Genomic DNA, 20,463 nt, shown 5'->3' on the forward strand with positions numbered 1-20,463 from the left:
GACGCAAAAGGAGTATTTAAATGAGAATATCTTTAAGGTGCGAAGATTTTATCTGAGATAAAATTGAATGCTGTTAATTTATTTTATCACACGCTGATTTTGCAGATTCTGCAGAGTTTTATCTCAATCTGCGTAATCTGCTTAATCAGCGAGAAAATTTACTCTAGGCACGCAATGAGTTCAACAGTATAAAATGATATTTAACATCTTTTGAATATTGTGGATATTATTTAATGCATAATTAATTTAAAAATGATAGTTTTAGGCCGTGAATTAGTTTTTAGGAATTTTTAGTTGCATTAAGTAAAAACTTTTATTGAAACATAATGACAACTAAACCGTTACACAACTTCCATATTCCGGTAATGGGACTGGCTTATACGATAGACAGCCCGATTCGTGTTGCCCAATATGGAATATCTTCTGTGATTTCTATTATCGATGATGAGATTCTGGAAAAAATGAAAAACTTTTATACCCAAAAGTTTAATCTGGATTACTTTGAAATTACAACGAAAACAGAAGATTATCGTGCCAAAAGAATCACCGCCTATCTTGATATGGTGGATGATATCGTGAATGAAAAATTTGAATCATTCAAACAGGAAGTATGCAAAAATAAAGAAACCTTGAAGGACTTTATAGCCATGCTTCCCAATACCTCTGATGTAAAAAACAGCCTTCAATCTTTTATTAATCAAAAGAGTAATTGGGGTACTCAGATCAGAAATTTCATTGAATCCAATCTTAAACCGGGAAATATTGATGTCAATATCATGACCAAAGTTGATAAGGACAATTATCAAAAAAAGCGACAGCTTCCGGTCATGTATAATGATGCTCACGCGTCACTCCGAGGATTTGCCAACAGTAAATTATCTTCTTCAATGGTATTGTCTGCAGGTATGAACCCCCGTTTGTACAGCTATATGGAGGAATTTGATGACTTTTTCCCGGATCAAAACGGAGTTATAAAGAAGAAGATTATTCTTAAGGTAAGCGACTTCCGTTCGGCGATGATTCAAGGGAATTTCCTGGCAAAAAAAGGACTGTGGGTTTCAGAATACAGAATAGAATCCGGACTGAATTGTGGAGGTCATGCATTTGCCACAGATGGAATGCTTCTGGGGCCGATCATGGAGGAATTCAAACACAAAAAAGAAGAATTGGTACAGTCTGCACATACGCTGATGATCAATGCTTTGGAACAGAAAGGGAAACCTGTTGTTTCAAAACCTTTGGAGATGAAAATTACCGTACAAGGTGGAGTAGGTACTTCCGAAGAACATCAGTTTTTACTCTCGCATTATACAGCCGATAGTGTAGGATGGGGTTCTCCGTTTTTGTTGGTTCCTGAAGCTACCTCTGTAGATTCCGAGACCAGAAATCTTCTTGTACGATCTAAAGAAGAAGATCTTTACCTAAGTACTATTTCGCCTTTGGGAGTGCCTTTTAATACGGTAAAAGGAACTTCCAACGAAAAACTGAAGCATGAAAAAGAAGCCAAAGATAAATTTGGAAGTTCATGCCCAAAGAAACTTCTGGCATTATCCAAGGAATTCTCACCGGAAGGAACATGTACTGCTTCAAAAAAATATCAGGATATTAAATTGAAAGAACTTCAGGCTGAACAAGGCACATTAACTGTAAAAGAATTTGATAAAAGAAAGTCTGAAATTACAGATAAAGCCTGCTTGTGTGTAGGACTGGTGAATTCTGCTTACATGGAACAGAATATTAAGATTAAAGGGGAAAAACAAGGTGTTGTGATCTGTCCGGGGCCTAATATTGCCTTTTTTGATAAGGAAGTTTCTCTTTCGGAAATGGTACAGCACATTTATGGAAACAGGAATATCCTTTCGGATAACCAACGTCCAAACATGTTTATCAATGAACTGAAAATGTATATTGACTATCTGAAAAAGGAAATCGCGAATTCACCTGCGATCATTACTCATTCTCAAACAAAAAAATGGAATATATTTAAAAAAAATATAGCAGAGGGAATAGAGTACTATCACAAATTATTTGATACTTCTTCTTTCTTTACAACAGATGGGCAAACCTTACAACAACAGTTGCTGGAAAATAAATTATTGCTTGATGCTATTGAGATACCACAGGTCGAAAAATAGTAGAATTTTTATTATTAAATATAAAAACAGCCTTCATCTGATGAAGGCTGTTCATATAAATATCAGTTTTTTGTTTATAATATAAAATTACGGAACAATGATTTTCTTAGCCATTATCGTTTTTCCCTCAGCCTGAAGAATACAGGTATACACTCCTGAAGCCCAGCCGGACGTGCTCAACGGTTCTTTATAAGTTCCTTTGCTCTGAGTGCCGTCTTTAATCGTTTTCACTAAGGCTCCGGTAGTTATCTACTAAAAGAATAAAGATTTTTCTTTTTTAGAAATTCAATTAATTCTTTTGGTCTGTCGGTCTGAATAATATTGACCTGATGATCGGGATACCATTGGTACATATCGGGATTTTCAAGTACTTTATCGTCGTTATGACCAGCTGAAAGTTCCGGCCATAAAGAATTAACCCATACTTTTACATGTTTCTTACGGATCTCTTTAAAGTCAATAAGATTCTTTTCATCTTTTCCTAACGTAAGCTCAAAACCATAGACTTTATAGTTTTTTAAATATTCATTCACTTTTATCCAGCCTTCTCCTGAATTCAATCTTACAATTGGCATATAATGAATCTCATCTTTAATCTTGCCATATTTTTTATTGAATTCATCATAAGTGGCAGTGCCTTTAAACAGGATCTGATCAAACATTTTTCTTTCTTTTAAAATAGGATAAACGAGATCAAAATAATCAAAAGCTTTATCCAGATTGATGAAAATTTTTCCATTTGTGACATCTAAAACTTCAGCCAGAGTAGGAACTTTCATTTGAGTCGGAACCCCTAGACCGTCTCTGAGATATAATTTTTTAATCTCTTCCAGGGTGTAATCAGAAGGACTTCCTTTTCCGGTAGTGGTTCGGTCAATCGTTTTGTCATGCATTAAAATCAGAACACCATCTTTGGTTAGCGCCAGATCTATTTCCACCATATTGACTCCTTTTTCAATCGCTTTTTTGATGGCCATGATTGAATTTTCGGGAGCCTCACGCCAGTCTGCCCGATGTGCCACCACCATAATTTTATCATCCGGAAATGTATTCAGTGAGATTTGAGAATAAGCTGCAACGGAAGAACACAGCAGTAGAAGAGATAGATTGATTTTTAACAATGTTTTTTTCATAAGATTAGATTTAATATCCCGGATTTTGTTTAATAGCAGGATCAGTATTGATTTGATTTTGCGGAACAGGCATAAGCAGATTATAAGGCTGAATCTGTGCTGTTCCATATCCGGGTGTGTTTTGAAAATGAGCTGTCATCACCTGAATGGCCTTTCCCGTTCGCACCAGATCAAACCATCTGTGGCCTTCACCGATAAGTTCTTTTCTTCTCTCCAGAGCGATTTCGTCCAATAAATCAGTTGAATCTGCGATCGTAACAGAAGTAAGTCCGGCTCTGTTTTTAATCTTATTTAAATACAGGTTTCCATTAACCGGATCATTGGTTTTTGCATAGCATTCAGCCATAAGAAGGTAAACTTCTGCCAAACGGAGAACGACGACATTACTTCCTCCGTCTGCGGGAGCTGTAGTAGGCTTTGTTAATTTTTTAGAATAAGGAACTCCATTCGTCGTTAAACCAATGTAGGCATCTCTTCTTTTATCCGTTGCAGCAAAGGTATTATAAACCTCTTTTGTAGGAAGATTATGACCTTTTGCACCAGCAGAAAACCCTGAGGGACTAAACATCTGATAGGCCTGGCTACCTTCCGTATTTCCATTTAATCCTGAAGTAAATTGTACATCAAAAATGATCTCTGCATTATTTTTATTAGTTACATCAAAAATTTTGGTTACATCTGTTAATAAGCTGTAATTCAATCCTTCAACCTGTTTCAGATAGGGAAGTGCTTCACTGTATTTGTTTCTTGTAACTAAAACCTTACCCAACATTCCCAATGCGGCGCCTTTGGTAACTCTTCCTTTTTGAGCGGTCGTTTCAGGCAGTAAGGTAATGGCATCTTTAAGTTCTGACTCGATGAAGGTATATACTGTTTCAGCGGGGGTTCTTCCTTGTCCGAAATATTCGTTAACATTTACACTTTCTTTTGTTACTAAAGGAATATCTCCGAAAATCCGGACCATATTAAAATACATCAATGCTCTTAAAAACTTCACTTCACCGGTTCTTATATTCTTCTGTGACTGGCTCATAGAAACATTTCCGATCCTGTTTAAAACAATATTGGCCTGTTGAATTCCTATATAATTTTCTTTCCATGTACTTGCCAGCAAAGAATTATTGGGCTGAACGGTAAAAAAATCGAGTTCTCCATACGTAAAACTATCATTGGCGGGAACTTCATCATAGGTATTGTCTGAAGGGATTTCACCAATTGCCAACATGGCCAGCTGATACTGTCCGACATATTGTAATGAGCCATAAACCGCATTGACGCCTTGCTCAAGCTGTGCTTCATCTTTATAAAAATTATCTGTTTGTTTAATGCTTTCGGGAGAAGTATTCAAAAGGTCTGATGAACAGGATTGCCATAAGAATATTGAAAGCAAAGGGATATATAATTTTTTCATTTTTTTGAGATTAGGATTATTAAAACTTCATATTCATTCCAAAAGAATATACTCTTGCCACTGGATAATATCCGTTATCATAGCCTTGTGTCAGTACACTTTCTGAAGTTGCATCAAGATTCTGACCTTTATAGGAAGTGATGGTCAATAGATTATTTCCTACAAAATACAATTGGATTGATTTTACCTTTAAGGCAGAAACAAGACTTTGAGGTAGGTTGTAGGCCAGTCTCAGAGATCGTAATCTTACATAGTCTCCATTTTTAAAGAAAATACTCGATGTCCTTGCTTCTTTTCTGTTATTGGAAAAGTTCATATTGGGAAGTCCATATATGCCGTCAGGATTGGTCACCGGATTGTATCTGTTGTCAAAATAGTTCTGAGTAGCCACTCCAAAACCTTCTCCTGATTCTGTACTACTTACCTGATCACCGTTATAAATTTTCTTTCCCAACTCACTGTACAAAGTAAAACTGAGATCAAAATTCTTATACCGGAATGAATTGGTGAATCCCATTACATATTTAGGGATTCCCGAACCGAAGCTTTTCTTATCATTAGCATCAATTTTGCCATCTTTATTAAGGTCTTCCATAATATAATCACCGACTAATGTTCCCGAGATGTGAGGGGAGTTATCAATCTGCTCCTGAGTTTTATAAATACCCAGAATATTGTACCCATACATTTCAGCAATAGAACCTCCAACTTTCGTGACTGCAAAATTGTTGGCACCGGCTACAATTTGTGACTGTCCGTTGGCCAGAGCCAGTACCTTATTGGTATTGAAAGAAAAGCTGAAATTATTGGAGTATTCAAAGTCGTCTCCTATATGAAGAGGTTTTACCGAAAGCTGTACTTCCAGACCGCTATTCCTGATTTTACCAATATTCTGAAGCAATGTGGAATAGCCGGATTGCTGAGGAACAGGAACCTCCAGCAATAAACCGTTTCGGTTTAAAATGTAATAGTCTGCGGAGACATTTAAATATTTATTAAACAAGCTAAAATCAATCCCGGCATTCACGGACTTCGATTTTTCCCAGGAAAGATCAAAGCTGGCGGCTGTAGACGATCTGTACCCGGGAACCATCATTCCTCCGAAAACATAATTCTCTTTTTCCATTAAGGATAATGAACCAAAGTTTGGAATCTGGTTATTTCCGTTTGTTCCTAAGCTAAACCTTAGTTTTAAAGGATCCAGCCATTTATTGGAAGGAAAAAAGCTTTCTTTACTTACAGTCCAGCCTAATGATAAAGCATAGAAGTCGCCCCATTTCGAATTGGCTCCAAACTTTGATGATCCGTCTCTTCTGTAAGAAGCCATCAAACTGTATTTGCTGTTGTAAGTGTAGTTGAATCTTGTAAAATATGAAATCAATGTCCATTTATACTGATTGACATCTACCTTAAATGAAGAACCTCCCGAAATATTTTCAATACTGTTATCCGGAAAACCTGTTGCCAGGGTAGTGGTTTGATTTGAAGTTTCATTCTGATAAGATTGTCCTAAAATTGCGTTAAAAGTATGATTTCCTATCTTTTTATCATAGGTTAACAAGTTTTCAATCAGGTAATTTTTGGTAATATATTCTGTTTTGCTTGCAGTGGTAACATCCGGTGCTGCAGTACGATAACTTCCTACAGTTGATGGGTCAAAAAAGTTGTAATCGTAGCTGGTATAGTCGCCACCTGCTGAAATTTTATATTTAAAATCATCTAAAAATTTCCATTCTCCGAAAATATTTCCAAAGGTTTTAAATAAGGTATATTTTCTCCTGGTCATTTCTGCAATAGCTACAGGATTTTCAACCATAGCTCCGTCTGTGGGGCCATTTACTTTAATTTGCTGAGAAATGATAAGGTTTCCGTTGGCATCTCTTGGCGCAAAGAATGGGTACATGGTCGTAGCCATTTGAAGAAGATTATACGTTCTTCCACCATTTACCATATCAAAAAGACTTCCTTGTGAATAAGACGGAGACATGGAAACACCAAATTTCAACTGATCCGTAATATGGGTAGCAAGATTGATGTTTCCTGAATATTTTTCATAATCTGTTCCGATTAAAATCCCTTTTTGATTCAGATAGCTTCCGGTGAATGAATATTTTGTATTATCACTTCCACCCAGAACATTTAACGAAGTATTGCTCATGGGTGCCGGTTTTAATACGGTTGTATACCAGTCATTATCAATCAGTCCCGGTTGTTTATTAAGGTAGGGAATCAAATAATCCGGTACAAGCTCCCGAAGTGTCGCTCCTTTTGATATTCTCGTCGTGGTATTGTCAGAAATACTCCTGTTGCTTCCTTTTGAAAGGTAGTTGTTATCCCGGGATTCTTTCATGAAAGTCGCCATATCATAGGCATTCACAAACTTTTCGTTGTCGCTTCTTGTTTGTATTCCATAATAGGAATCCAATACCACCTCCAGTTTTCCTTTTTTCCCTTCTTTACTCTGAATAAGGATGACTCCGTTGGCTCCTCTTGAACCATAAATTGCCGTTGAGGCAGCATCTTTCAGAATATCTATAGATGCAATAGAATTCGGATCAATTGAATTTAAATTTGTTCCCTCCGTCAATGGGAATCCATCAACAACAATCAAAGGATTGGCTCCCGCCGTTAAGGTTCCGATCCCACGGATACGGATGTTAGGAGAAGATCCGGGACTTGAATTCGCGGAAGTAGTTTGAATACCGGTTGCTTTTCCGGCAATCATCTCTCCAAAATTACTTGTAGCTACACTTTTCAGATCTTTTTCTCCCAACGAAGCAATAGAACCGGAAACATCTTTTTTATTTTGCTTTCCGTAGCCTACCAAAACAACTTCATCAATCTTTTTCTCCCGGTCTGCAATGGTATCTTTTTTAGCAGTATTATTTACGACAATCACATTGTTTTTCCGTTGAACTTTTTTAGATGTTCTTCTGATAGTAACCGTATTATTTTGAATAACAAATTCAATAGGATAGTTTTTTTGAAGATATTCAAGTGTCTGATGTAATGAATTGTAATTGATATCTTTATCGTCCACCTGGATATCTTCAAGATCTGAAACTGAGTAAAAGAATTGTGTTTTGGTTGTCTTACTCAGTTTTTCCAACACTTTTGTAACAGGCGGTGGAGATGTGTAGATTATATGCAGATTGAAATGTATTTCTGAAGCACATAAAGGCTGAGAAAGGTACAAACTCCCAAGCATAGCAATACTAATTGCTGTTTTTTTCATAAATTCGCAATATTAATTTTTAAACTTTCTTTAGGTTTTTAAGTTGATTAAATCCGCATCGATAACCCCCATTATCGGTGCATTTTTATTTTAGCTTTATTTCTGTTTCATTCAATTTTTCAATTTTAAGATTAAACGGATAACTGATTATGGAAAGGATATCATTAAGATTCCCTGTAAATGAACCACTTACTTTATGATTCCTATATAAATCCGGATAGGATATTCTGACATTATAGGCCGCTTCCAATTGCTGTATAGCCTCTGAATAATTGGAATGATCAAAGGTAAAACTCATCTGTTTTTCCTGATTGTAATAATGATAATCAGGATGATTGGTATTGCTGAGCCAAATTTCTTTGGGCATTAAATAGGTTACTTTTCCAAGATGCTCTACTTTTACTTTTCCTTCAAACAATTCTACTTTTTTCTCCTCTGATTTTTGGTCTAAAAAAAACTGAGTTCCCAAAACCTGTACATGAAAATCCCCTGCATTGATTCTGAAAGGTTTGGATTTATCTTTCGCAATGTTAAAATTTCCTTGTCCTGTAAATAGTATTTCACGATTTTTTCCCCCAAAATCTTTGCTTATCGTCAACTTACTGTACGGTAAGAGCTTGATGATACTTCCATCGGATAGCCGGATGGTTTTTGAAGCTTTAAAGCTTTCGTAAACATATTTTTGTTCTGCTCCTGTCACAGAATTCCGGGATCCGTTATATACCATTAAAAAAATGAAAAAGGGAACCACAATTGCAGCGGCCCAATACCATTTTTTCACATTTCTTTTTTCTCTGATTCTGGCGTTGATATTCCCCCAGATTTTTCTGTCTGTGGTCTCATCCATTGTATGTTGTTCTTCAGAAACGGTTTTCCAGGTTTCTTCAAATTCTTTTTCTAAGCTCATACAGCGTGTATTATGATTCTCGTAAAATCATTTTATTATAAATACGCGGAAAAGCCAAATCGTTCACCCCACATGGAGAGACTTAACAATTTGTTCATATTGAATGATAAAGGGTAAATTATTGGAAATTCCCTTTCAGGAAACTCAAAGCTTTGTTTATTTGCTTGCTGATCGCTGTTTTTGAAAGATTATTTTCTTTGGCTAATTGAGAGTAGCTTATGTTTTTAATTTTGTGTTGAATAAATAAGTCTTTGGTCTTCAAAGGAAGTTTTTCGAGGAGACTTTCAATCTTTGAAACTTGTTCTTCATAGTACTTTTCATCTATGATTTCTTCTTCCTCGGCTTTCACGACTTCCTTTTCAGAAAAGGTAAACAACAGCTTGTTTTTGCGATAGAAATTAGAAACCTCTTGTTTGCAGGTTTTAAAAACAATTGCTTCTACAGCGATTTGTGCGTTTTCATCCAGATGTTTCCAGACGTGTACGAAAATATCCTGGACAATATCTTCTGCATCCTCTTCTTTTTGAATGTATTTCTTAACGAAGAAGTAGACTTTATGTTTATATTCAGAATATATTTTCTCAAATGAGTCCATTGGATAAAGACAACTTTACAGTACAATTTATAATGCCATAAAACTATTTAAAAAGATTTTTAAACAGTTTAAAGATATGTTAATTTTGATGAGATCTGATAAAAAACAGGTAACACATTGGTAAATGAAGGCAGAATACTTCATTATTTTAAAACGATAGAAAATTTTAAAATGATCTTTTTTAAAACATGAAAATATTACCTACATGTACACAAATAATCCAGTCGGAACAGGTATTTCCATTCATAATAACTATAGTGGAAATGGGTATTTTAAATCTCCCTTTCTGTCCGATATTCCTTACCTTAGAGGTTCCTAAGTATAGGATAATAATAAATTATTTTTATGGAAAAAAGAAAGATCAAGAACACCGATTTAACAATAGCACCTATCAATTTCGGAGGAAATGTTTTTGGATGGACGTTGGATGAAAAGCAATCCTTTGATATATTAGACCGTTTTACGGAAGCAGGCTTTAATTTTGTAGATACTGCAGATACCTACTCCTGGTGGGTAAACGGAAAAGGTGGACAATCTGAAGAGATTATAGGTAAATGGATGAAGGCACGCGGTAATCGTAAAGATATTGTACTGGCCACTAAAGTTGGTTCTGAAACAAAAGAACACGGTTTTGACATCAGCAAAAAGCATATCTTAAAATCGGTTGATGAGTCTTTACAAAGGCTGCAAACTGATCATATCGACCTTTATTATACACATTTCGACGATAAAGTAACTCCTGTAGAAGAAACGCTTTCGGCGTATGACGAGATTATTAAAGCTGGGAAAGTACGTTATATCGCAGCTTCCAATCTTTCTCCGGAACGTTTAAAAGCTTCATTTGAAGCCGCAGAAAAGAATAATCTTCCCAAATATGTAGCATTGCAACCTCACTACAACCTGATGGAGAGGGAAGGTTTTGAAACCAATTATGCTCCTTTGGTAGAACAGTTTGATCTGAGTGTATTTCCTTACTGGTCTTTGGCTGCAGGTTTCTTAACAGGAAAGTACAGAGATGAAGCAGATTTTGCCAAAAGTGCAAGGGGAGAAGGAATCAGAAAATATTTAACTCCTAAAGGTCATGAGGTTTTAAAAGCATTGGATCAGGTAAGTGAAAAACATGATAGTCAGCAGAGTACAGTTGCATTAGCCTGGTTATTGGCCAATCCGCTAATCACAGCTCCTATTGTGAGTGCGACCAGTGCATCACAGCTTGAAACATTGTTCAATGCTCCTAGACTGGTTTTAGATCAGGAAGATATTGATTTATTGAATACAGCCAGTCAATATTAAAATAAATAAATCATTGTTAGATAAAAATAAACCCTCCGTTCAATGCTGAACGGAGGGTTTATTTATTTTGAAATGAGAGTGTTTATAAAACCACCCCGTCAAAAATTTTTTAAATTTTTGCCACCCCTCCAGCAGAGGGGAATGTGTTGTGTATCGATGATAACATTAGCACAGTGCTTCAATTCGTTTGTAACTTAATCAGAATATTCTTTCAGCAATTGTCTGTAGCTCATCAGAATTGAAGATTTTGAAATAAATCCGATAAAGTCATTGTTTGCACTTACAACCGGAAGATTCCATACTCCGGTGTCGTCGAAAGTCTGGAGGATATCCAACGGCTTATTTTCTCTGTGAAGAATGGCCGGCGGAGCTTTCATAATCTGAAGAATGGTTTGAGAGGAGTCTGTTTCTTTATTAAAAAGATAAGGTCTGATATCGTCTAAAGTAAGAATTCCTTTTAATTTTCGGTCTTCATCTACAACGGCATAGATATTTTTATTTCCGTTTTTCACCAACTCAAAAAGTTCTGTGATGGAAGCATTTTCATTGATAACCTGGGAATATTTATCGATAAAATCTTCCGTTCTTAAAGCAAAAAGAAGATTTTTATCGTGCTTATTGGTGAATATTTTTCCTTCATCGGCCAGCGATTTTAATTCAGGAGAAATAGGAGAGAACCATTTGGCAATAAGGTAAGACATCACGGAAACCGTCATGAGTGGGATAAACAGGTCATACCCGAAACTGGATTCTGCAATCAGGAATATCGCGGTAAGAGGAGCATAGAGAACACCGCTCATAGCACCGGCCATTCCTACAAGAACGAGATTTGTAACCGGAACATCCGTAAATCCTAAATGTTGGCAAATTAACGCAAACAGATACCCTAAAGTACCCCCTGCAAAAAGGGAAGGCGCAAAGTTACCTCCGTTTCCGCCACTGAAAATGGTAAAAGAGGTTGCGAATGCTTTTAACAATAAAACCAGGACTAAAAATATAATAATCGTCCAATCTCCGATTTCAAAATATCTGAAGAAACTGTTTTCAATAATAGTTTGAGTATTCCCGTTGGTAAAGGCTTTTATAATATCATATCCTTCTCCGAATAAGGGTGGGAAAAGAACACAAAGAAATGAAAGAACAGCTCCCCCGAACATCGCTTTCCGCATTCTTGAAAGTTGAAGTCCTTTTATAAAATGCTCCACCTTTTGAGAAATAACTACAAAATACCGGGCATACAATCCGGTTACCAAGCCAAGAATAAGGTAGTAGGGAAGATTCTTGTAATTGAAAGCTTCTCTGGTATAAAATCTGAAAAGTACATCCTCCTGCAACAAAATCCTCGACAAAAGACTTCCGCAAACTGCAGCCACTACCAATGGAATAAAGTCTGTAAAAACAACGCCGGTCAACAGAATTTCAAAAGCAAACATAATCCCGGCAATTGGAGCATTGAACGCAGAGGCAATACCTGCTGTAGCACCAGCTGCCAGTAATAGGGTACGTTCTTTATAGCTCAGTCTGTACGTTTGGGCATAATTTGACCCAATTGCAGCACCGGTAACTGCTATCGGGCTTTCCAATCCTGCAGAACCTCCCAGTCCAACGGTAATTGCACTCTGTATCACCTGAGAATACATTTTAACTGAAGCTACAATACTTGAATTTTGAGCAATTTCATAAAGAATAGCCCCGATTCCTTTTCGATCCTGACCTTTAAACAAAGTCAGTACGACCAGAGTAGTTAAAACAATGCCCAGAAAGGGAAAAACAATGTAAAATAAAATCTGATATTCAAAATGAACTTTATGGGTAATAAAATAGTGGATGTTATGAACCAGGGTTTTCAAGATAACTCCGGCAAGACCCGCTGTACATCCAACAAGAATACCGGAAAGCACAAGAAACTGATTCCTGCTTAGCCGATTGTTCAGCCAATGTAAAATAAGCTCATAACTGCGTGCTTTTTCTAGTCCGTATTTCTGGAAATCTCTTTTAAATTTAAGGAAACTGAGGTATTTTTTTTTGTTGTGAATTTTCACTTTGGAAGAATTTTACGCTAGTCTTTAATCGATATAGCAGCGTAAATTTAAGGTTTTTTTTCAACTTATCGGGTATCCGCAGATCTATCAATTATAAGAATGCTTATACAACGGGGCTATGATCGTCTTTTTTAAAATTATTGATAAAATAGGAGGGAGTTACACCAGTTTCCTTTTTAAAGACTACTGCAAAGACTTCTCTGGAAGAAAAGCCACTGGCTTCCGCAAGATAACTTATTTTATATTCTCTGTAAATAGGGTTTTCATAAAGTTTTGTAGTAATGTAATTTATTCTCAGACTGTTAATGTAATTATTATAGCTTTTTTCTTTGTATTGTTTAATAATTTCTGAAAGGTATCTGGTGTTGGTTCCCAGATCATTGGCGAGAGAAGTTAGACTAAGCTCTTTTTTAATAAATTTCTGAGATTTTTCAAATTTTTCAAGTTTTAGCAATAAGGTGTTGGTAGTTTCATCTGTAATCCCTATCCCTTTTTCAGGGGTTATATTTGATGATTCATCTTTGCCATCTGCATTCCTTTTTCTGTCTTTCAGATTTTTGATGATCGTATCATATTTCTTGTGAAGCTTTTTCTGATTTCTATTCCAGAAGAACAATCCTCCACTAAGAAAAACCATAAGAATCCCAATTGATAACATGGCAATTTTCTTAATATCTGTGGTATGGATACGATCTTTCTCATCCATCATCTTTTTTACGGGAATATTGATTGTTTTCTTTTCCACATTCACGAGGCTGTCATTGAGTTTGGTGTACAAATTCATATATTTCCTGGAAGCTTCTTTTTCTCCAAGTTCTACATAGGATTTGAAGTAAACTTCATAGATATCTCTGCGAATGTAGGGTAATCTTATCTGTTTTTCCAACGCTTCTGCTTTTTCCGCATAGGGTATCACCTTTGCATATTTTTTCTGATCGTAATACAGCCATGCAAACTCGTTATAGATGGTCACTTCCAAATGCTTATCTGATGTATATTTTTTATCATGACTAATCTCCAAAGCATGAGAAAAATAGGCTTCTGCTTCATTAATTTTGTGAGAAGCAACGCTTGTTTTGCCTAAATTAATATAAGATAATGCGAGCATTTGTTCTTTTTTGGCGCCAAAATCCTTATCGTCTTTTATATTTTTTGTGCTTTCCAGACATTTTTTCTGATAATAGATCACCGAGTCAAGCGGCAAATTAACATGAGCTGCATAAGAACCCATTCCAGTATATATCAACGCTTTTAAGTAATTTTTTTCATTGGAAGATTTTATTTTCTCGGCGATTTGTAAAGCTTTTTTAAACTCTTTCACACTCTCATCATTAAAGCCTAATTCTGTATAAGCCGAAGCTTTTAACCGGTAAGTATTTGATAATACAGCGTCATTCATACTTTCTGCTGCCAGTTTTCCGACTTCTTCACTGAGGTTGATGACTTTTTTAAAATTACCGGTATCAAAATATTTGCTCATCAGTATGGAACCGCTTTCTAACATTCCTTTTTTATATCCTATAGATTTAGAATTATTGAAAATATCATTAGCAAGCGTGATGGCTTTGGCAGGGTCTCCCCAGGATAGTTTTTCGGCCTTATTAATGTCAATGTCAATTTGTGATGTAGTAGGTCGTGTAGTAGATACTTGAGCATGGGAAATTCCGAAAATAAAACCGCATAAAAAGAGAGCAATATTTTTCATTATGTGTATTTTTTGAACCCGCAATAAAAGAATAATTTAATGAAAAATTGGAAGATATGTGTAATTTTTTCTGAATTTATTAACCCTAATAAACAATGTAAGTAACTACAATTTAATACATTGTGTTTACTTTGTTAAATGATTTTTTATTCGAACAATGCATTAATAAATTTTATGGTCTTCTATTTAAACTAACAAAGCTTTTCAAAAAAGAAATAGTCTTGTTAATTTTATATAGTAAATTTATTGAGCGGATCTATTGAAATTCAAAATTTCTTCAAAATTTAATTATAGTTTTAACGCATGAAAATTCTAATCGTCGAAGACGAAGCTGAACTGGCCAAAAGTATTTCCGAATATCTTTCTGAGGAAAGTTATCTGTGTGAATGTGCCTCAACATTTAATGAAGCCATGACCAAAATAGAGATGTTCCATTACGACTGTATTTTACTGGATATAATGCTGCCGGACGGAAATGGCCTTAAAATTTTAGAAGAATTAAAAAAGCAGAATAAACAGGATGGTGTGATCATTATTTCAGCTAAAAATGCTTTGGATGATAAAATCGAAGGATTAAAAATGGGAGCAGATGATTATCTTACCAAACCGTTTCACCTCTCAGAACTGATGGCAAGGGTGTATTCTATTATTCGAAGAAAACAATTCAGCAGCTCCAATGTGGTAACACAGAATGAACTTGAAATTGACCTTCTGGCCAAGACCGTTTCTGTGAATGGTGAAGTCATTTCTTTAACAAAAAAAGAATTTGACCTTCTGATTTATTTTATTGGAAACAAAAATAAGGTAATCTCCAAAAGTACTTTGGCAGAGCATCTTTCCGGTGATCTTGCAGACATGCTTGATAATCATGACTTCGTATACGCCCACGTAAAAAATCTAAAGAAAAAACTATATGATGCCGGCTCCGGACATTACCTTAAAACGGTTTATGGAACTGGCTATAAATGGGAAATGTAGCCCCTTGTTATCAATGATAAATGATTGATGATTGATGATGATTGATGGGAATTGGTTATAGTATCCTAAGAAAAAATCATCTGATTACTATTAAATTGCCGATACAACATAAACTTTCTATTAAAACATAATTCTATTGAAACCTCTACTCAGCAAAACCACCAAGCCTTTCCTTATCTACGTCCTTATTGTACTGATGATAAGCATTCCTGTGTATTATCTTGTGGTAGATACAATCTGGAAAAATGAACTGGACGAGCATAATCAGATTATTGTAGAGAAAACAGCATATGAATTCAACCAACTGAAACTGTCTGATGAACAGTTGGAAAAAAGTCTGGAACTATGGAATCATATCCAGCCTGAAACAAATATTGAAAGGATTTCTGAAAATCAGATAAAAGGAGATAGTGTTTATACAAATGAAAGACATCTTCCATTTATATCTGAAGATAAAAAAGAACGTTATCGATGTCTTAAAAAGGTAATTTATATACATGATAGACCTTATTTGTTTACTATACAAACCAATATTGAGGAATCACACGAGACCATAGCTGTGATTGCCATGATTACCATATTTTTCTTTGTAATGATTGTTGTAGGCCTTTTATATCTAAACAGAAGGCTATCGGCATCCATATGGAAACCATTCCGGGACACCTTGAATCGTTTGAAGATATTTAAACTCAGCAGCCAGACCAGGATTGAATTTCCGGCTTCTGATACCACAGAATTTGAAGAACTTAATCAATCCCTTTATAAACTGATAGAGCACAACGTTTCCGTTTATAAAACCCAGAAAGAGTTCACAGAAAATGCTTCTCATGAGCTACAGACTCCACTTGCGATTATAAAAAATAAACTCGATCTTCTATTGCAGGATAGAGATTTAACGGAGAAACAATACCGTATAGTGGAAGAGATGAATAAAGCCCTGACCAGAAGTTCCCGTATTAATAAAAACCTGCTGTTACTGGCTAAAATAGACAATAACCAGTTTGATAACTCTGAAAATATTGCATTGGATGAATTGCTTCAACAAAGTATTGATATTCTTCAGGAGCATTTTGAACAAAAAAATATCGCTGTCCACGAAAAAATCTCACCTGATATTCAGATAAAGGGAAATAGCAGCCTCATTGAAATTATGATTAACAATCTCATCATCAATGCGATCAGACATACTTTACCCGGCGGCTCTATTGACATCCAATTGACAGATTCTCTTTTGGAAATTTCCAATTCGGGAACGGAAAAGCTCAACACGGATTTATTGTTTAAACGGTTTTCAAAACTTTCTGCTGATAACAACGGAAGTGGTTTGGGACTTTCTATTATTCAGGAAATCTGCAAATTTCATCATTGGACGATTAGCTACAGATTTGAAAATAAGCACCACATTTTTTCCGTTAAATTATAGTTAAAAAATACCCATAACAGAACAATTCAAAATTTCTTCTAAATCGGATTGCACCTTTGTATCGAAAACATACTGAAGTGTAAATTTTATTTAAAATGATTTTAAAAATTGTCCTTTTATTCGCAGGAACAATCCTGGCATTCTGGATCAGCGCTATTTGTGGGGGTGGTGCCAGTCTTATTTTGATTCCTATCCTTAATCTGTTACTTCCCACATCTCTTGTCCCTTTTTCGCTGACGATCGGTACTTTCACCAGCTCAGCCTCCAGAATTGCAGTATTTAAAAAACATGTCAACTGGAAAATATTCTTATGGTTTGTCCCGTTTTCTATTCCTGCAGTTTTATTGGGAGCCTATTTGATTAAATATGTAAACCCTAATTACCTGCAACTGCTTGTTGCTTTCTTTCTGATTGCCAATCTGCCGCAACTTTTCGCATCAAAAAATAAAAAAGAAGAATCTGAAAAACCTTATCCGAAGTCAGCATTGGCTTTAATTGGTTTCCTGGCTGGTTTTATTTCGGGAATTACTGGAGCCGTGGGACTTCTTTTTAACAGGTTCTATTTAAAATTCGGGCTTAAAAAAGAGGAAATTGTAGCAACCCGCGCTGCTAATGAGGTATTTCTTCACCTGATTAAGCTTATCATTTATATTTCACTTGGGTTATATTCCAATACTGCATTATGGATGGGTATTGCCATTGCGGTAGGGGCAATAGTATCTTCATATACTGTGAAATATATTCTACCGCATCTGAGTGAAAATATGTTCAAAAAGATAGGCTATGCAGCGATGGTAGTATCCGGTATTACTTTATTTACAAGTACTTCGGGGAAAATAGTTCAGCAGGATCAGATTGTCGTCAATCGTTCCTCCACAAAAAATAAAAGCGTGTATACCATGTCATGGAAAAACACACGCCTGGTCGTTGAATATAAAGCCAGTAAAGGGCTAGAAATTGAAAAAACGGTACAACCGGACGAATTATCAGGAAACCTTAAGCAAAAATATGATCAGCTTATGGAACATTACGATGATGTTCAAATAGAAAAAGTATATGCTTTTGGGAAAGAAACCATCCATGAATTCTATTGTTATAAAGACAATGTGCTTACCAAGTTTAAAGCATAATGATTGAACGAATGATTGGGAAATAAAAAATAATATATAGACTATGAATAAAAAAAAACTGCTGCTTTTTCCGATTAGCATTATCTCTTCGGTAGCCTTTGCACAAACTACTTCGGTAACGGTATCCGGAAAAATCACCAATAAGGAAAAAGTGGTATTGCCTTACGCCAGTATTATTTTAAAGAAGGAAAAGGACAGTGCTTTTGTGGCTGGAACGATTACCAATGAGGAAGGAAGATTTTCTATCGTTGGAATACATCCTGATCATTATCTTCTGGAAACTTCCATAACAGGATATGACACCCTGATACAGCCTGTTTTCATCGGAAGTCTTTCTGAGTTTCTGGATATTCCCGCTATTGAACTTTTACAAAAGCAGGAAAAAGAAACTAAAATAGAGGCCATTACCATCACTGCTTCCAAAAAGAATGAGATCGATAGTCGTCTTGATAAAAAAACATATTCCGTTGCAGACAACATCAGCCAAAGTGGTGGATCTGTACTCCAAAGCATGCAAAACCTTCCCGGAATTACCGTGCAGGAAGGTAAAGTACAGCTCAGAGGAAATGATAAAGTAACCGTTCTGATTGATGGAAAACAGACTGCACTTACAGGTTTCGGGAGCCAGACAGGATTAGATAATATTCCTGCCTCTTCCATTGATAAAATTGAGATCATCAACAATCCTTCGTCAAAATATGATGCCAATGGAAATGCCGGGATTATCAATATTATCATGAAAAAGAACAAACAAAACGGCTGGAATGGTAAAATAGGATTTACAACCGGACTGGGTTCACTTTGGGTAAGAAAAGAAAATCTACCAACCATCAGACCTCAGTATACATTAACTCCAAAAATTAATCCCTCGTTATCCCTTAATTACCGGAAAAATAAAGTCAATGTATTTCTACAGGCAGACAATTTATATACGGAAACCCTGAATAAAAACGAATTTGTGACACGTACTTATGATAACGGAACCGTAATTAATTCTCAGTTGAAAAGGAATAGAAATACCAATTTCTTTACGACTAAAGCGGGAATAGACTGGAATATCGATCCTCAAAATACATTAACTGTTTCAGGGATGTATGGAAGTGAAAAAATTATTGACCGCGGAGATCAGCCCTTTTTTAACGGAGATTTTTCGCAACGTCTTCGTCTCTGGCAGTTTCTTGAAGATGAATTAAAAACAACGATCATGGGGACCGCTTCTTATCAGCATAAGTTTAAAGAAGCCGGACATGTGTTGAATGCAGGATTCAACTATACTTTTCACAGAGAAGATGAAAAGTATTTCTATGATAATTATTTACCTGCTTCCACAGGAACCGATGCTTTCAAATTATTGTCCGACGAGCAGGTCTACGATTTCAATGTAGACTATATAAAACCTCTGAAATATGGTAGAATTGAAACAGGAATTAAGCTGAGAAACAGAAGTATCCCTACAAATATGAATTTTATCCCTGGAACCAATTCCGTGTTGGATGCTTCTGCAGGCGGAAAAGCCGATTATAAAGAATTCATTCCTGCCATCTATGGAAATTATGTTTTTGAAAATGAAAAATGGGAAGCTGAGCTTGGACTGAGATTAGAATATGTAAAAATTCAGTATGATGTAAATCCTGATCATCCTACTTACAAAAGTGATGGATACAATTATACCCAACCGTTTCCTAATTTCCGTTTAGCCTATAAACTTAATGACCGAAATAAGTTCTCTATCTTTTACAACAGAAGGGTAGACCGTCCTAACGAAGTTGATATCAGAATTTTTCCGAAATATGATGATGCCGAGATCATTAAGGTAGGAAATCCGGCATTGCGTCCGCAATTCACCAACTCTATTGAACTTGGATATAAATACAATTGGGATAACGGATACTTATATTCTGCTTTGTATCATCGTTTTGCCACAGGAACAATTACCAGAATTTCGAGTATTGTACCCGACAGTACTTTGATCTATGCGATTTTTCAAAACGCAGGGAGAAGTTATAATACCGGCCTGGAAGCGATATGGAATCAAAAGTTTTCCGATATATATTCCCTCAATATCAACGGAAATGTATACCGAAATCAGATCGATGCGTTTTCAGTATTGAACCTTTATCCGGAACCTAATACTTTTTCTGCAGACAGGCAATCTGCTATTTCCGGAAATATCAAAATGAATCATATTTTCCATTTTAGTCAGGGATTGGATGCCCAGTGTACGCTGGTTTATCTGGCACCGGATATTATTCCGCAGGGAAAAATGAATTCAAGATTCTCCATGGATGTGGGAGTGAAAAAAGCCATTCAGAAAGGGAAGGGCGAACTGTTTTTAAATGCCTCAGATTTACTCAATACTATGGTTATGAAGAAAAGAATTCAGGGAATGGGATTCGCGTATACAAGCAATGATTATTACGAAACCCAGGTCGTACGATTGGGATACAGTTATAAATTTTAATATAAAAAAACATAA

General features: G+C 35.8%; 14 protein-coding genes. 6 read left to right on the forward strand and 8 right to left on the reverse strand.

The window, feature by feature from the left end; all coding sequences use genetic code 11:
* The first annotated feature begins 326 nt into the window (after nucleotides 1-326).
* Nucleotides 327-2,135: a hypothetical protein gene (locus tag EG342_RS17795; protein ID WP_103292466.1), complete on the forward strand. Its 1,809-nt coding sequence runs from the start codon at nucleotides 327-329 to the stop codon at nucleotides 2,133-2,135.
* 87 nt (nucleotides 2,136-2,222) lie between these two features.
* On the opposite strand, the gene EG342_RS25225 is transcribed toward EG342_RS17795, so the two are convergent.
* From EG342_RS25225 to EG342_RS17820, 6 genes are all read right to left on the reverse strand, one after another.
* Nucleotides 2,223-2,366 (reverse strand): T9SS type A sorting domain-containing protein, encoded by a 144-nt coding sequence (locus tag EG342_RS25225; RefSeq protein ID WP_164465202.1) that lies wholly within the window; start codon nucleotides 2,364-2,366, stop codon nucleotides 2,223-2,225.
* Nucleotides 2,367-2,380: 14 nt separating this feature from the next.
* The gene (locus tag EG342_RS17800; protein ID WP_103292465.1) at nucleotides 2,381-3,268 is read right to left on the reverse strand and encodes a glycerophosphodiester phosphodiesterase family protein; all 888 of its coding nucleotides are present in this window, start codon (nucleotides 3,266-3,268) and stop codon (nucleotides 2,381-2,383) included.
* A gap of 10 nt (nucleotides 3,269-3,278) precedes the next feature.
* On the reverse strand, nucleotides 3,279-4,679 hold the full coding sequence (locus EG342_RS17805) for a RagB/SusD family nutrient uptake outer membrane protein (protein ID WP_103292464.1): 1,401 nt from the start codon (nucleotides 4,677-4,679) through the stop codon (nucleotides 3,279-3,281).
* Between the two features lie 19 nt (nucleotides 4,680-4,698).
* On the reverse strand, nucleotides 4,699-7,914 hold the full coding sequence (locus EG342_RS17810; RefSeq protein ID WP_103292463.1) for a SusC/RagA family TonB-linked outer membrane protein: 3,216 nt from the start codon (nucleotides 7,912-7,914) through the stop codon (nucleotides 4,699-4,701).
* Between the two features lie 85 nt (nucleotides 7,915-7,999).
* On the reverse strand, nucleotides 8,000-8,821 hold the full coding sequence (locus EG342_RS17815; RefSeq protein WP_103292462.1) for a FecR family protein: 822 nt from the start codon (nucleotides 8,819-8,821) through the stop codon (nucleotides 8,000-8,002).
* A gap of 118 nt (nucleotides 8,822-8,939) precedes the next feature.
* Nucleotides 8,940-9,416 carry an RNA polymerase sigma factor gene (locus EG342_RS17820; protein ID WP_103292461.1) on the reverse strand — a complete coding sequence of 159 codons (477 nt, stop codon included), beginning with the start codon at nucleotides 9,414-9,416 and terminating at the stop codon, nucleotides 8,940-8,942.
* 345 nt (nucleotides 9,417-9,761) lie between these two features.
* On the opposite strand from EG342_RS17820, the gene EG342_RS17825 reads away from it, so the two are divergent.
* Complete coding sequence (locus EG342_RS17825; protein WP_103292460.1) at nucleotides 9,762-10,709, forward strand: aldo/keto reductase; 948 nt, start codon at nucleotides 9,762-9,764, stop codon at nucleotides 10,707-10,709.
* 194 nt (nucleotides 10,710-10,903) lie between these two features.
* Here the strand turns inward: EG342_RS17825 and EG342_RS17830 are convergent, their stop codons facing one another.
* Nucleotides 10,904-12,751, reverse strand: coding sequence for a chloride channel protein (locus EG342_RS17830; RefSeq protein WP_103292459.1), 1,848 nt, complete (start codon nucleotides 12,749-12,751; stop codon nucleotides 10,904-10,906).
* Nucleotides 12,752-12,854: 103 nt separating this feature from the next.
* Nucleotides 12,855-14,456, reverse strand: a complete 1,602-nt coding sequence (locus tag EG342_RS17835) for a tetratricopeptide repeat protein (RefSeq protein WP_103292458.1) — start codon at nucleotides 14,454-14,456, stop codon at nucleotides 12,855-12,857.
* 303 nt (nucleotides 14,457-14,759) lie between these two features.
* Between EG342_RS17835 and EG342_RS17840 the strand changes: the two genes are divergently transcribed.
* The 4 genes from EG342_RS17840 to EG342_RS17855 all read left to right on the forward strand — a co-directional run bounded on the left by EG342_RS17840 (nucleotide 14,760) and on the right by EG342_RS17855 (nucleotide 20,448).
* Nucleotides 14,760-15,434, forward strand: coding sequence for a response regulator transcription factor (locus EG342_RS17840; RefSeq protein ID WP_103292457.1), 675 nt, complete (start codon nucleotides 14,760-14,762; stop codon nucleotides 15,432-15,434).
* Nucleotides 15,435-15,570: 136 nt separating this feature from the next.
* Nucleotides 15,571-16,857, forward strand: a complete 1,287-nt coding sequence (locus EG342_RS17845) for a sensor histidine kinase (RefSeq protein ID WP_103292456.1) — start codon at nucleotides 15,571-15,573, stop codon at nucleotides 16,855-16,857.
* A gap of 95 nt (nucleotides 16,858-16,952) precedes the next feature.
* Entirely contained in the window at nucleotides 16,953-17,987 is a 1,035-nt protein-coding gene (locus tag EG342_RS17850) for a sulfite exporter TauE/SafE family protein (protein WP_103292455.1), read from the forward strand.
* Nucleotides 17,988-18,030: 43 nt separating this feature from the next.
* Complete coding sequence (locus EG342_RS17855) at nucleotides 18,031-20,448, forward strand: TonB-dependent receptor domain-containing protein (protein ID WP_103292454.1); 2,418 nt, start codon at nucleotides 18,031-18,033, stop codon at nucleotides 20,446-20,448.
* Nucleotides 20,449-20,463 lie beyond the last annotated feature (15 nt).

It is taken from the genome of Chryseobacterium lactis (genome assembly GCF_003815875.1).
Classification (GTDB): Bacteria; Bacteroidota; Bacteroidia; order Flavobacteriales; family Weeksellaceae; genus Chryseobacterium; species Chryseobacterium lactis.